Origin of the sequence: Paenibacillus sp. FSL H7-0323 (assembly GCF_038002725.1) — a bacterium.
GTDB lineage: Bacteria > Bacillota > Bacilli > Paenibacillales > Paenibacillaceae > Paenibacillus_AQ > Paenibacillus_AQ odorifer.
Genome location: NZ_JBBODB010000001.1, coordinates 1,688,023 through 1,701,423, shown reverse-complemented (window position 1 = coordinate 1,701,423; position 13,401 = coordinate 1,688,023). Strand labels below are relative to the sequence as shown.

The 13,401-nt window shown below is 44.0% G+C and carries 15 protein-coding genes and 1 riboswitch; of the genes, 14 read left to right on the top strand and 1 reads right to left on the bottom strand.

Going from position 1 to position 13,401, the window contains the following annotated elements; all coding sequences use genetic code 11:
- Positions 1-109 precede the first annotated feature (109 nt).
- The 5 genes from MHH89_RS07790 to murB all read left to right on the top strand — a co-directional run bounded on the left by MHH89_RS07790 (position 110) and on the right by murB (position 5,345).
- Positions 110-1,117, top strand: coding sequence for an iron-hydroxamate ABC transporter substrate-binding protein (locus tag MHH89_RS07790; protein WP_081387190.1), 1,008 nt, complete (start codon positions 110-112; stop codon positions 1,115-1,117).
- Between the two features lie 220 nt (positions 1,118-1,337).
- Positions 1,338-2,393, top strand: coding sequence for a FecCD family ABC transporter permease (locus MHH89_RS07785; RefSeq protein WP_076217749.1), 1,056 nt, complete (start codon positions 1,338-1,340; stop codon positions 2,391-2,393).
- The gene (locus MHH89_RS07780) at positions 2,393-3,427 is read left to right on the top strand and encodes a FecCD family ABC transporter permease (protein ID WP_076308311.1); all 1,035 of its coding nucleotides are present in this window, start codon (positions 2,393-2,395) and stop codon (positions 3,425-3,427) included. The genes MHH89_RS07785 and MHH89_RS07780 overlap by 1 nt, the downstream gene beginning before the upstream one ends.
- A gap of 55 nt (positions 3,428-3,482) precedes the next feature.
- Positions 3,483-4,283 (top strand): ABC transporter ATP-binding protein, encoded by an 801-nt coding sequence (locus MHH89_RS07775; protein WP_036687549.1) that lies wholly within the window; start codon positions 3,483-3,485, stop codon positions 4,281-4,283.
- A gap of 150 nt (positions 4,284-4,433) precedes the next feature.
- A complete protein-coding gene (gene murB / locus MHH89_RS07770; RefSeq protein WP_076304129.1) occupies positions 4,434-5,345 on the top strand; it encodes a UDP-N-acetylmuramate dehydrogenase in 912 nt (303 codons plus the stop codon).
- 64 nt (positions 5,346-5,409) lie between these two features.
- On the opposite strand, the gene MHH89_RS07765 is transcribed toward murB, so the two are convergent.
- Entirely contained in the window at positions 5,410-5,745 is a 336-nt protein-coding gene (locus MHH89_RS07765; protein ID WP_076308310.1) for a hypothetical protein, read from the bottom strand.
- A gap of 311 nt (positions 5,746-6,056) precedes the next feature.
- Positions 6,057-6,100: riboswitch (PreQ1 riboswitch) on the top strand.
- A 163-nt stretch (positions 6,101-6,263) separates the two neighbouring features.
- On the opposite strand from MHH89_RS07765, the gene queF reads away from it, so the two are divergent.
- From queF to MHH89_RS07720, 9 genes are all read left to right on the top strand, one after another.
- Positions 6,264-6,737 (top strand): preQ(1) synthase, encoded by a 474-nt coding sequence (gene queF / locus MHH89_RS07760; protein ID WP_036687775.1) that lies wholly within the window; start codon positions 6,264-6,266, stop codon positions 6,735-6,737.
- Between the two features lie 29 nt (positions 6,738-6,766).
- Entirely contained in the window at positions 6,767-7,429 is a 663-nt protein-coding gene (gene queC / locus MHH89_RS07755) for a 7-cyano-7-deazaguanine synthase QueC (protein ID WP_076126693.1), read from the top strand.
- A complete protein-coding gene (locus tag MHH89_RS07750; protein ID WP_036687544.1) occupies positions 7,429-7,911 on the top strand; it encodes a 6-pyruvoyl trahydropterin synthase family protein in 483 nt (160 codons plus the stop codon). The genes queC and MHH89_RS07750 overlap by 1 nt, the downstream gene beginning before the upstream one ends.
- Complete coding sequence (queE, locus tag MHH89_RS07745) at positions 7,904-8,626, top strand: 7-carboxy-7-deazaguanine synthase QueE (protein WP_076279356.1); 723 nt, start codon at positions 7,904-7,906, stop codon at positions 8,624-8,626. The genes MHH89_RS07750 and queE overlap by 8 nt, the downstream gene beginning before the upstream one ends.
- Before the next feature lie 135 nt (positions 8,627-8,761).
- Positions 8,762-9,283: a cysteine hydrolase family protein gene (locus MHH89_RS07740; RefSeq protein ID WP_076126689.1), complete on the top strand. Its 522-nt coding sequence runs from the start codon at positions 8,762-8,764 to the stop codon at positions 9,281-9,283.
- Positions 9,284-10,102: a VanW family protein gene (locus tag MHH89_RS07735; RefSeq protein WP_341086765.1), complete on the top strand. Its 819-nt coding sequence runs from the start codon at positions 9,284-9,286 to the stop codon at positions 10,100-10,102.
- Positions 10,103-10,183: 81 nt separating this feature from the next.
- On the top strand, positions 10,184-11,320 hold the full coding sequence (locus MHH89_RS07730; protein ID WP_341086763.1) for a zinc-dependent alcohol dehydrogenase: 1,137 nt from the start codon (positions 10,184-10,186) through the stop codon (positions 11,318-11,320).
- A 142-nt stretch (positions 11,321-11,462) separates the two neighbouring features.
- A complete protein-coding gene (locus MHH89_RS07725) occupies positions 11,463-12,377 on the top strand; it encodes a DMT family transporter (RefSeq protein WP_175618917.1) in 915 nt (304 codons plus the stop codon).
- Between the two features lie 32 nt (positions 12,378-12,409).
- The gene (locus MHH89_RS07720) at positions 12,410-13,255 is read left to right on the top strand and encodes a class I SAM-dependent methyltransferase (protein WP_076217755.1); all 846 of its coding nucleotides are present in this window, start codon (positions 12,410-12,412) and stop codon (positions 13,253-13,255) included.
- Positions 13,256-13,401 lie beyond the last annotated feature (146 nt).

Here is a 13,401-nt window from a genome sequence, read left to right as displayed (position 1 = left end):
TGAAATTTATATGTTGACACAGAGAATGAGAATCAATATCATTTAAAAGTGAAGCAGAGGTAAAGGTCACCTTTGAATATCAAAGCAGTTACATATAGGAGGGTTTTTAATGTTTTGGCTTAACAGAAAAAGATCAGGAAGCATGAAAGTGACGATGAGCGGACTAATAGTGATGACGCTAATACTTTCCGCTTGTGGTAATAATAATGCTGAAAGCTCATCAAATGCAGGAACAGCGCCTACAACAGCGCCTACAGCAGAATCTACAGAGGCACCTGCTGCACCTAAGACGTTAACAGATGCAATGGGTCATAAAGTAACGATTCCGGCTAATCCACAGCGCGTTCTGGGTTCATATTTGGAAGACTCTTTGGTAACTCTGGGTGTAACTCCAGTAGCTCAATGGTCAGTTACAAATGGCGTTCAGGATTATCTGGCCACTGAATTGAAGGATGTTCCTACAATTAGTTACGACCTTCCGTTAGAGGCTGTAACCAGCTTTGCTCCGGATCTTATTATCATCCCATCGGAGTCTTCTGTTCAGAACGGGATTTACGATCAGTTGAATAAGATTGCACCCACTTATGTAATTGGGGATGAACTAAATCAAGATTGGCGCAAATCGTTGCTCAAGATGGGTGAGATTTTGAACAAAACCCCTGAAGCAGAAAAAGCCATTAAAGATTATGATGTTAAAGCAGCGGCTGCGAAAGAACAGCTTACAGGAGCTATTGGACAAGAGTCCGCGGCTATTTTATGGTTGGTGCAAAAAAACTTCTATATTGTAGACGAAACCCGCAGCAGTGGAGCTGTATTATATACAGACCTTGGCGTAACGCTGCCTAACTTAGTAACAGAGATCCCAGTAGGAACAAGAGCAACTTGGAATCCGATCTCACTAGAGAAGCTTTCTGAGCTGACCGCAGATCATATTTTCCTTGTAAATAGTGATAAGACTGAGGGTTCGGAGATTCTAGATAGTGCAATCTGGAAGGGCATCCCAGCTGTAAAAGCTGGAAATGTGCATGAAATGAGCTCAACAAGCAGTTGGCTTTACAGTGGGGCGAACGCTGGCAGCAAAATCATTGACGATGTGCTAAAAAGTCTTGTGAAATAAAAGTCGTAATTCACCATGAATGAGACTGATCATTTCGGTGGGGAAGGGCGTGCAGATCAAGTATCTCGGGATACAAAGATCTGCACCATTTTTTTATAAACCAATCCCATAGTACGGAAAAATCGTTCCTGCAATTGTACAACATAAATATTTTTGCGATAATGAGAATGATTGTTGTTATCATATAAACCATTGTAACTATTGAATAAGGAGACGACTCATGGTTTCACCCTCAGATTTCGCAAATCGTATTAAAAATGAACCCAAAAAAGCTCTACATACCCGACCGGCAGCTGCCATTGGTATTCTTATTTTTGGACTTGCTGCCATTGCCTTCGGATTGGCACTTTCGGTCTCAGTGGGTGCGGCAGATATCAAGTTAGCTACGGTATGGGAAGCTATATTTCATTTCAATCCAGATTTACAAAAACATCAGGTGATTAGAGAACTGCGATTTCCACGTGCTATTGCTGGCGCCTTAGTCGGTGCTTGCTTCGCAGTAGCAGGGGCTATCATGCAGGGGATGACAAGAAACCCGCTTGCGGATTCAGGGCTGTTAGGTTTGAATGCAGGAGCAGGGGTAGCGCTGGCCATAGTATTTGCTTTTGCACCCTCACTCTCATTCACTTCACTAATGTTGTATTGCTTTATCGGTGCCGCTGTGGCCTCTTTTATCGTATTCGGAATCGGTTCGCTTTCTTTTAATGGCCTGACCCCCTTGCGATTGACATTAGCAGGTTCGGCAGTTAGTGCTTTATTGGTTGCTATTAGTCAGGGAGTAGCTATTCTTTTCAACTTATCTCAGGACATAGCCTTCTGGTTAGCTGGTGGGATGGGTGGAGCTAGCTGGACTCAGATCAAGATTATATTCCCTTGGGTGGCCGTAGCCTTAATTGCAGCGATGATGTTATCACGATCCGTCACATTGCTCAGCTTAGGAAGAGAAGTTGCGGTTGGTCTGGGGCAGCGGACAAGGTTAGTTCAATTGGCATGTATGATTGTTGTGGTTATCTTAGCTGGAAGTGCGGTTTCAACGGTTGGCCCGATTGCTTTTATAGGACTAATTATTCCACATGTTACACGTTATTTCGTTGGAGTGGACTACCGCTGGATTATCCCTTGCTCGGCAGTTCTAGGGAGCTTATTGATTATCTTTGCAGATATTGCCGCAAGAATGATAAATGCACCTTATGAGACACCGCTAGGAGCTTTAATTGCCATCATCGGCGTACCGTTCTTTATTTATTTAGCGAGTAAGCGGAAGGGGGAGCTGTAATGCCCAAATTAACCCTTACTCCAGATGAAAAAGAACGCCGCACACGCGCCTTAACGGTGTTAGTGCTCCTTGCTATACTGATCGTCGTTGTGTTTATAGTCAGTATGAATACAGGGTTTATGCGTCTATCCCCACTAGAGGTATTACATACACTCATGGGTGATGGAACACATCAGCAAAAGCTTATTTTATTTGATTTCAGATTACCCCGCATCGTAATTTCATTGTTAGTTGGAGCGGGCTTTGCAGTATCGGGCTGTATTCTACAAAGTCTCGCACGTAATGCACTCGCTGAACCGGCTACGCTGGGCATAAGTGCTGGTGCAGGTTTTGCGGTAATCATTTTTATCTCGTTTTTTCCGGCTACAACAGCAGCTCCGGTATTTGTCTTGCCTCTCCTAGCACTTGGTGGGGCTGGCCTGACCGCAGCTTTAATCTATATTCTTGCCTACCGGAAGGCAGATGGTCTGTCTCCTACAAGGCTGATCCTTATCGGGATTGCGGTCGCTGCAGGAATCAATGCTTGCCAGCTTGTAATGGCACTTAGGCTTGATCCTAATAATTATCAATTTGTAGCTACTTGGATCGCCGGGAAAATATGGGGTGGGGATTGGAGATTCGTCCTTGCTTTGCTGCCTTGGATCGCGATTCTGTTACCGTTCGCCTTCTATAAAGCCCGGGTTCTAAATGTATTGAATCTAGGGGACCATACTTCATTAGGTCTAGGAATGCGTGTGGAGAAGGAACGTATTCTCCTTCTGGTAACAGCCGTAGCGCTTGCCGGCTCCTGCGTCGCGGTAAGCGGAGGTATTGGCTTCGTCGGCCTGATAGCACCACATCTGGCTCGCAGGCTGGTGGGACCCCGTCATCAGGTGTTATTACCTGCTAGTGCTTTGACAGGGGCGCTTCTTATGATTACCGCTGATACCATTGGTAGATGGGTATTGCAACCTGCCGAAGTTCCTACTGGCATTGTGGTTGCGATTATTGGCGCACCTTACTTTTTATATTTACTCGCCAAGTCGAAAGCGTAAATTAGTTCATACTTAGGAGCATAGCTCCATAAAACTTTTAAGGGAGTTGTAGATCATGTCAGAACGTTTGAATACAGAAGAATTAAGTATTGGGTATGCTGAGGCTACTATAGTTAAGGGATTGAACTTGTCTATCCCTACGGGGAAAATCACCGCACTAGTGGGCGCTAACGGCTCCGGTAAATCTACAATCCTCAAAACGATGGCCCGGATTATGAAGCCGAAGAGTGGCACCGTAATGCTGGACGGCAAATCGATCCATAACTTTTCAACTAAAGAGGTTGCTCGTCAGCTAGCGATTCTACCGCAGAACCCAACGGCTCCTGACGGTCTGACGGTATCTGAGCTGGTCAGCTATGGTCGTTTCCCTCATCAAAAAGGATTTGGCACGATGACCGCAGAGGATCGCAACATCATCTCCAACGCCATCTCTGTTACGGGCATGGAATCTTTTCATGATCGCCCTATTGACCGTCTCTCTGGTGGACAACGTCAACGCGCTTGGATCGCTATGGCGTTGGCTCAAGAAACAGATATTTTATTCCTTGACGAGCCTACAACGTTCCTAGATATGGCGCATCAGCTCGAAGTTCTTCAACTTTTGCAAAAGCTGAATGAGGAAGAAGGCCGTACCATTATCATGGTCGTGCATGATTTGAATCATGCTACTCGTTATGCGCAGCATATGGTAGCGATTAAGTCCGGTACTGTGGTTAGCGAAGGCTCACCTACTGAGGTTATGACACCAGATGTATTGCGGGAAGTGTTTGGAATTGAAGCGGATATCGTTCCGGATCCACGTACGGGTGTGCCACTGTGTCTTCCTTACGAGCTTGCTGCCTATAAAGCTGTGTAATTATCATCTAAAAACATACAACGAACAGGCTCCCGTCATTGACAAGGGAGCCTGTTCGTTGTTACAGTTGTGGTTGCCTACAATTTCATAATAACTCTTTAAAATAGATCAAGGACCATCATTTATACATGGTTAAAGGAGCATGAAAACATGAATATTGACAAAATTCAAGATGATCTAGAGCAGCTAATGACCGCAGGAATAGTGAAAAGTCATGAGAATTTAAAAGATCACGTGTACACTAAAATGGGCGGCAAAGCTGATATTTTGGCTGCACCAGCTACTTATGATGAAATTCAAAAGATCGTTACATATGCAGAACAAAATGGGATAACCCTTACGGTACTTGGGAATGGCTCCAATGTGATTATCCGTGATGGAGGGGTACGTGGAATCGTTCTGCAAACAGCAGGACTTACCGAAATGGGAATTCGCGACAATCTCTTATATGCGCAATGTGGTGCCAAAATAATTGATGTTTCCAGATATGCGCGTGATAAGGAGCTTACGGGTCTTGAGTTCGCCTGTGGCATTCCAGGAACAGTTGGTGGAGCGCTCTATATGAACGCAGGTGCTTATGGCGGTGAGATCAAAGATGTCCTGCATAGTGCACTAGCTATAAATAAGAACGGGCAATTGGTAACTCTGCAAGGAGATGAGCTGCAATGGGGATACAGAAAAAGTGTATTCGCAAGCGGTGAGTATATTGTACTTGAGGCCAAATTTGCTATGACTTCCGGTGATGTTTTAACGATCAAGGCAAAAATGGATGAACTAACTTATTTACGTGAATCGAAGCAACCGCTTGAGTATCCATCCTGTGGGAGTGTATTTAAGCGGCCTCCAGGCCGTTTTGCAGGTCAGTTAATTCAAGAGAGCGGCTTACAGGGTACAAGAATCGGCGGTGCTGAGGTATCCAAGAAGCATGCGGGATTTATTGTGAATGCAGATAATGCAACAGCCAGTGATTACATCGGGCTAATCCACCATGTAAGAGCGACTGTGAAGGATAAATTCGGTGTAGAGCTGGAAACGGAAGTGGAGATCATTGGAGAAGAATAAATGATAAGCAAAAAGAGCCCGCAGATCGCTGTGGGCTCTTTTTGCTTATCATAATCATGTTCGTTTAATCTACTGAAAGGGTGTAATTAGCTCTGTCCGTAGTTATTTCTGCCTTGCGGTCGGCTAAGTCTACGATTTGAAGACCTTCAACAGCTAAATCATAAGTGGATTGTGGCAGGGATACCAGTTCACCATCGGCGTTAAGTGTGCTGCCGAAACCTCTTAATATCAGTGCACTTCCAAGATATTCATCAATTACGTCGTCTGCACTCCGGAAATCTACGGACTCTAAATTGAAATGAACTTTATCCAAATCACGAAGTTCTTTCTTTTCAATAGCGATTGTTACATTCAAATGATTGTTAAGCCAATCCATAAGCTGCTGTATACTTTGTTCCATAAAATGCTCCCACCCTTAGCTCGAAGATTATTATGAATAAGTTACCCTTTTCTTAGGATTTGAATCCTTTTTTTTGCCACATCTTAATTAACCATATGAATAGTTTATGTGATTAAAAAGAAATCCGCGATCAAATTGCCGTGGTTTTTGAGCTTCCTAATCTCTACATACGCAGGTCTATCCACGTTAATCTGGAGTTATTTGCTGATCTATATAAGGTAACAGTAAAGAGTAGAACTTGTCAGGAGCGGGCTACCCATGGTATAGTTCAAGACGCAATATGCTTTAAGAAGAAGTCTGCGCTAAGTTGTGCAGGAGAGGTTCGCGAACTCCCTCTATAAAAAACTAAGAATATATTAAACAGTACAAGCGGTTGCTGTCCTTTATCCGGACGTTGCTTCCGTTTCTTCTTAGTGGAGCCAAGTTTTCGAAATCTCGTTCTTCTTTCCATTACCGGCCAAGGCCGAAGGAAAAGAGAGGGGTTTTTTGTCGTGTCAGAAGGAAGATTGAAAGAGGAAATGCAAGAAGTTACTTTGCTTGGTAATCAGGGAACACAGTACAAGTTTGGTTATGATCCAGACATTCTGGAGGTGTTTGATAACAAACATCCCGGGCGTGATTATTTTGTTAAATTCAACTGCCCTGAGTTCACTAGCTTGTGTCCTGTAACGGGTCAGCCGGATTTTGCCACGCTGTATATTTCGTATATTCCTGAACAAAAAATGGTGGAGTCCAAATCATTAAAGCTGTATCTGTTTAGCTTCCGCAACCATGGTGATTTTCATGAGGACTGTGTCAACATTATTATGAATGATCTGATCTCACTGATGGATCCGCGTTACATTGAGGTATGGGGCAAGTTCACTCCGCGCGGAGGCATTTCAATTGATCCTTATTGCAACTATGGAAGACCGGGTACGAAGTATGAGGCGATGGCGGAACACCGCTTAATCAATCACGACCTCTATCCAGAAAAAGTGGACAACCGCTAAATTCCAACTTGTGATAAGGAGAGATTCATATGAACAAAAAAGCACTCGTCGTATTCAGCGGCGGACAAGATAGCACCACTTGCCTGGTTTGGGCATTGCAGCAGTATGAGGAAGTGCAGGTAGTTACTTTCAACTATAATCAACGTCATGCGGCTGAAATCGAAGTTGCAACAGCGATAGCAGCTAAGTTTAATGTAAAACAGCATATTCTTGATCTGGGGCTGCTCAATCAGCTGGCACCCAATGCACTTACCCGTCAGGATATAGATATCGTGGCTGGTGAAGGAGATGAGCTTCCAAGTACTTTCGTCGATGGACGGAATTTGTTGTTTTTATCTTTTGCCGCAATATTAGCTAAACAACTGGGGTACTCCCATATCGTCACTGGGGTTTGCCAAACGGACTTTAGCGGTTATCCGGACTGCCGTGATGTTTTTGTGAAATCATTGAATGTTACGCTGAACTTATCTATGGACTATGAGTTTGCGATCCACACTCCCCTAATGTGGCTGGATAAAAAAGAAACGTGGAAAATGGCCGATGAACTGGGGTATTTTGATTATGTTCGCGAACACACACTGACCTGTTACAACGGTATTATTGGCAGTGGCTGCGGTACTTGTCCAGCCTGTCTATTGCGTCAGCGTGGTCTTGAGCAATATGAGGCGGAGAGAATGGAGGCCGGTTCTTAATGCTTAACGAGGTTTCAGTCTGCAAAATATTTACGTTCGATGCGGCACACCAGTTAGTGGGACACAAAGGGAAATGCAGCAACCTGCACGGACATACTTATAAGCTCGAAGTAGTGCTTAAGGGCAAACCTATGGCCGCGGAAGGCCACTCGGATGAAGGCTTCGTCATTGATTTCAGCGATATCAAAATGACAGTACAACAAAGCCTTGTAGATCGTTTAGATCACGCTTTTCTTGCCATGGGAAATGAACCTGTGTTAGAGACGTTAACGAATACGGGCTCCAAAGTAGCCTTGTTGTCTTTCCGCACCACAGTAGAGAATATGTCTTCATATATTGCCTACAAGCTTAAGCAAGCAGGGTTGCCTTTGTACTCGGTAAAGCTATGGGAGACTCCAACCTCTTGGGCAGAGGTGCTGGCTGAAGATGTTCCGGATGAAGGGCCATCCTACCGTTTGTATGGAGGCTGTGACTGTGAGTAAGATTCCTGTCATTGAAATGTTCGGTCCAACTATTCAAGGCGAAGGTGCGGTAATTGGAGTGAAGACAATGTTTGTCCGCACCTATGGCTGCGATTATCGTTGCGGCTGGTGTGACTCCGCTTTTACTTGGGATGGTACGGCTAAGAATAAGGTTCGCATGATGGAAGCAGAAGAAATCATAAATGAATTATTGGCATTAGCTGGAGATAATTTCGACTGTGTTACGATTTCAGGCGGTAATCCTGCCTTGATTGGTGAAGGAATGGGTACCTTCATCAAACTGCTTCATGAGCGTGGAATAAAAGCAGCGATAGAAACTCAGGGGAGTAAATGGCAGGATTGGTTCAATGACGTGGATGTGCTGACAATCAGTCCTAAACCCCCAAGCTCAGGAATGACAACGAATTGGGAAATGCTAGATAACATCATGAGTAAGATGGAGAAACTGGGTCGTTCTACGCATAGCTTGAAGGTCGTAGTGTTTGATGATAAGGATTTTGATTATGCGAAAAACGTTCACCAGCGATATCCGAATGTGCAGCTCTTTCTGCAGCCTGGTAATGATGATGTCACGGAAGAGGGCAACATTTCTGCTCGGCTTCTGGGAAGGCTGGAGTGGTTGTTTAATAAAGTAATCGTGGATTCGGATATGAACAAGGTTCGTGTACTTCCACAGCTGCATGCATTGATCTGGCATAATAAGCGTGGCAAGTAAAAGATTGATGAAATCGTCCGGGTATCTGCTTACAGATACTCGGTTTTTATTTTTAACAGTTGTAACTTCTAGTAGGTAGATAGTCTGTCCCAGTTTCTGGTATGATTTTGAAAAAAGCTCTTGGAGGTTATTCATTTGGAACAATCAACAGCATTATTAATTATCGATGTTCAAGAAGCCATGTTCTCCTATGATCTAAAGCTGTACGATGAAGAGGGTGTGATGGAAAGGATTGTCTCCCTTCAGCAAAAAGCTCGATTAGCAGGTACTCCTATTGTGTATATTCAACATACCGAAGATGAGGAGTACACAAAAGGTACACCCACTTGGCAGATCAGTCACCGCATCACACCGCAGGAAGGCGAAGTTATCGTTGAGAAGCCTACTTGGGATGCTTTTCACCGAACGGAACTGCAAGATGAACTCCAAAAGCTCGGGATCACGGATCTGGTGATCTGTGGGATGCAAAGTGAATTCTGTCTGGATACGACAATAAGACGCGCATACAGCATGGGATATAAAAGTGTACTGGTCTCAGACGCTCATAGCACCTTTGATAATGGGGTTCTGAGTAGTAGGGAGATCGTTAAGCATCATAATGCGATAATTGGAGGTAGATTCGCCCAGTTACGAGCTGAAAGCGAGGTTCAGTTCTAGATGAATACACCCCAGGCTGCCATGAAGCCTATTCAGCGTTCTCGCCTTAGATTGTTTGCTGGCAAACGATATTTTATTTGGAAAAGATATTTGAAATGGTGCACTGGACGAAGCAAAATAGCGAGGCAGCGTACGGATGAAACATTATCTTATGCAGCTATGACTCATGCTACCCCGTTATTAAGAAGTCTTCGGAATGTAGATATGGTGCTTCAATACAATAAAATAACTAACTTACGGCTGGCAATTGCGAAGCTGGATGGACTTGTTGTGCAGCCGGGGGAGACTTTTTCCTACTGGAGAAGTATTGGTAAGCCCACTAAGCGAAAAGGGTATCTGGAGGGTATGGTGCTGCATTATGGTGGTTTTCATTCCGGGGTTGGAGGAGGCTTATGCCAGTTGTCTAATCTGATCTATTGGATGGCACTGCATACGCCACTTACCGTTATGGAACGGCATCGTCACAGTTATGATGTATTTCCAGATGAACAACGTACGCAACCTTTTGGAAGCGGGGCGACCTGTTCTTATAACTATTTGGATCTTCAATTAAAAAATAACACCGCTCAAACGTATCAACTAAAGCTCTGGCTGGACGATAGCCATTTACACGGGGAGTGGAGATGCAATGAGCAGGCGCTTTATGATTATGAAGTATACGAAAGTGATCATAGGATTAGTCTAGAGCCTTGGGGCGGATATATACGCAGTAACAAGATCAGTCGAAAAGTATATACACGTTCTGGAGAACTAATTGGAGATGAAGCTGTAACTGATAATTACGCACTAATGATGTATTTCCCGCTTCTTCATGGATAAGAGGTTAGGGCTTAGGGATATAACATAGAAAGGCATGAAAATTATATCTCTAGACCATCTCCAAAGGAGCGGATTAACAGCATGAAAGCACTAACCTACCAAGGGAAGAAAAAAGTGAAAGTTAAAGAAGTAGCTGATCCGACGCTTGAGAAAAAAGATGACATCCTTGTTCGGATTACCACTACGGCGATTTGTGGCTCGGATCTGCACATTTATAACGGGGAAATTCCAGGTATGCATGATGATTATGTTATTGGTCATGAGCCGATGGGGATTGTTGAGGAAGTGGGTCCTGACGTAACTAAAGTCAAAAAAGGTGACCGAGTCATCATCCCCTTTAATGTCGCCTGTGGGCAGTGTTTTTTCTGCCAGCATGAGATGGAGAGCCAATGCGACAATGCTAATGACGCCAAGGACACAGGCGGTTATCTTGGTTATTCCGATACTTATGGCGGTTTTGCAGGCGGACAAGCTGAATTGCTGCGGGTACCTTATGGTAATTTTGGCCCTTTTGTCGTTCCGGAGGATGCAGAAATGGAAGATGAGCGGCTTCTTTTCTTATCGGATATCGTTCCTACTGCTTGGTGGGGAGTAGAAAGCGCGGGAGTGAAGCCGGGAGATACAGTCATTGTTCTCGGCTGCGGGCCCGTTGGACTGCTAACTCAAAAGTTTGCTTGGATCAAAGGTGCCTCTAGAGTCATTGCTGTTGACCATATCGGCTACCGATTGCAACATGCGAAGCTGACCAATAATGTTGAAGTTTATAATTTCGAAGAGATCAAGGACATTGGGGCTCATTTGAAGGAGATCACTCGTGGGGGCGCAGATGTGGTTATTGACTGTGTAGGTTTAGATGCCAAAATATCTGCTTTGGAGAAAGTGGAAACCACTCTGAAGCTACAGGGAGGCTCACTCAGTGCATTTAGAATGGCCTCGGATATCATACGTAAATTCGGAACTATTCAGCTTGTGGGAGTTTATGGGCTTAATTACAATATGTTCCCTTTGGGTCATCTATTTGAACGCAACATTACTTTAAAAATGGGACAAGCGCCGGTGATTCACTATATGCCGTTGCTGTATAAGATGATTAAAGAAAATAAATTTGATCCTACAGATATCATTACGCATCGCCTGCCAATTAGTAAAGCGGAGCATGGCTATGACGTTTTTAGTGAGAAAAAAGAGGATTGCATCAAGGTTGTTCTGAAGCCGTAGCCTTTTAAGAAGCATGAGCTTTCGTCAGAAATGACATTGCTTGTGCTTTTTTTAGTGAAATCTTATGAAAATAGATGCATTTTTTCACGGTCTGCGTTAAATTAACATAAGTGACTTAAGATATTGAAAGGACGCGTAACATGTGAAACTTAAAAAACCGCCACTTCCGATTCCACTATTAATGTTGATAGGGATTGTGGCCATCTCTTTTTCCGCCATTTTTATTAAATGGTCTGATGCACCTGCATCTATACAAGGCATGTACAGATTATTATTTACCTCACTGCTGATGCTGCCTTTTGCAAGACCCTATAGTGGAGCTGCTTTTGCTCTTCGTAAAAAAGACTGGCTAATGCTCATCCTCTCAGGCGCAATGCTTGCGCTGCACTTTTTGCTATGGATGGGATCATTAAAGTATACTTCGGTAGCTAGTTCAACAATGATCATGGCCCTGGAGCCTGTATTCATTATGCTGGGTGTTTATTTTTTGTATAAGGAAAAGACAGCTCTGTCCGCTATTCTAGGGCTTGGCATTGCGATTGGCGGTGTCGTGTTTATCGGCTGGGGGGATATCGGCATCTCTGCGGATAATCTAAAAGGTGATCTATTATCGGTCGGAGGCACTGTCGCGGTAGCTGTACATATGCTGATCGGTCAAAAGCTAGTGGTGCGTATGCCCTCTTACTTATATAGCTTGATTGTCTTCCTATCAGCCGCTGGCGTGTTTGCCGTATACAATCTGTTCATGGGGATTTCCTTTTTTAATTATCCGGCCAAGGAATGGGGAATCTTTGTATTGTTAGCAGTGGTGCCAACGGTGTTTGGCCATATTTTGTTTAATTGGTTACTACAATATGTATCCGCGACTACGGTTTCAATGAACATTTTAGGAGAACCAGTGGGTGCCAGTATCTTAGCGTATTTACTCTTGGGTGAGCAGCTAACAACCTTACAATGGGCAGGTGGGCTGCTCGTTATGATTGGCCTCGCAGTATATTTGTACGCGGGAAGAAGGAAAACTATCCGGATGGCTGATGCCATTCAGAATGCTTCATAACAGATATTTTACACATAAAGGGGTAGCAATGGATGGAAGAGCAGAATCAATATTCAAATAATCAGGCAGAAAAAAACGCTGTGCCAACAAGCGAAGAGCTTTGGAACGAAGATACTTATACCGCTTGGGTAACTCGGTTTGGTACACCGTCAGAAGCAGCTGCAAAATTAATAAAGGAACCAAGTGCAAAGCTTCACCCGCTCCTTTCTTTTTTTGGAGAGGTGAAGAGTAAGAAAATGATGAATTTAATGGGCTCAAACGGGATGAAGGCCGTGGCACTCTCATTACTAGGTGCGGAAGTAACGGTTGCTGACTTCTCGGAAGCCAATGCGCGATATGCGGCTGATCTTGCCCAAGAAGCAGGGGTACCACTAACCTATATCGTCTCAGATATTCTTAAGCTGCCAGAAGACGTCCTTGATGGTTCATATGACATCGTCTTTGCAGAGTTAGGCATTGTTCATTACTTTACCAACCTTACACTATTCATGGAAACAGCTCGCCGATTGCTATCTCCTGGAGGTGTATTTGTACTCCGCGATTTTCATCCGGTAACGACCAAGCTTATTTCCTCGAAGGGATCTACTGCGAAGGTACGCAAACACAAAGTAAACGGAGATTATTTTGACTCATCATTGGAAGAGAAGAAGGTATCCTATTCCAAGTATTTGCCTTCCACAGGTAAACCAGCAGGTGAACAAGAGCATAGTGTTGTGTATTGGCGCCGCTGGACACTCGGAGAAATTGTAACCGCAGCAGCTAATAGCGGACTAGTGATCCGCCAATTAGTAGAAGAACCTAATCTATCTTCCGACGTGTATGATAAGGGAATTCCTAAGACCTTCACATTGGTGGCTGGAAATGGCGCAAGCCTTTAGGAGGGTTCGCTGACATGTGATTTTTAGGGTATAACATTTGTGCTGAACTGAGGTGCTCTCGGTTCAGCTTTTTTTGTATGTAAAACATAAAATTTTAAACTTTTTTACGGAGATTATTCCATTACAATGGCAACTTATAGGGAATA

What these genes read in the sequence shown, in the direction of transcription:
- MHH89_RS07790 (WP_081387190.1), top strand. Translation starts at nt 110, where the DNA reads ATGTTTTGGCTTAACAGAAAAAGATCAGGAAGCATGAAAGTGACGATG.
- MHH89_RS07785 (WP_076217749.1), top strand. Translation starts at nt 1,338, where the DNA reads ATGGTTTCACCCTCAGATTTCGCAAATCGTATTAAAAATGAACCCAAA.
- MHH89_RS07780 (WP_076308311.1), top strand. Translation starts at nt 2,393, where the DNA reads ATGCCCAAATTAACCCTTACTCCAGATGAAAAAGAACGCCGCACACGC.
- MHH89_RS07775 (WP_036687549.1), top strand. Translation starts at nt 3,483, where the DNA reads ATGTCAGAACGTTTGAATACAGAAGAATTAAGTATTGGGTATGCTGAG.
- murB (WP_076304129.1), top strand. Translation starts at nt 4,434, where the DNA reads ATGAATATTGACAAAATTCAAGATGATCTAGAGCAGCTAATGACCGCA.
- MHH89_RS07765 (WP_076308310.1), bottom strand. Translation starts at nt 5,745, where the DNA reads ATGGAACAAAGTATACAGCAGCTTATGGATTGGCTTAACAATCATTTG.
- queF (WP_036687775.1), top strand. Translation starts at nt 6,264, where the DNA reads ATGCAAGAAGTTACTTTGCTTGGTAATCAGGGAACACAGTACAAGTTT.
- queC (WP_076126693.1), top strand. Translation starts at nt 6,767, where the DNA reads ATGAACAAAAAAGCACTCGTCGTATTCAGCGGCGGACAAGATAGCACC.
- MHH89_RS07750 (WP_036687544.1), top strand. Translation starts at nt 7,429, where the DNA reads ATGCTTAACGAGGTTTCAGTCTGCAAAATATTTACGTTCGATGCGGCA.
- MHH89_RS07735 (WP_341086765.1), top strand. Translation starts at nt 9,284, where the DNA reads ATGAATACACCCCAGGCTGCCATGAAGCCTATTCAGCGTTCTCGCCTT.
- MHH89_RS07730 (WP_341086763.1), top strand. Translation starts at nt 10,184, where the DNA reads ATGAAAGCACTAACCTACCAAGGGAAGAAAAAAGTGAAAGTTAAAGAA.
- MHH89_RS07720 (WP_076217755.1), top strand. Translation starts at nt 12,410, where the DNA reads ATGGAAGAGCAGAATCAATATTCAAATAATCAGGCAGAAAAAAACGCT.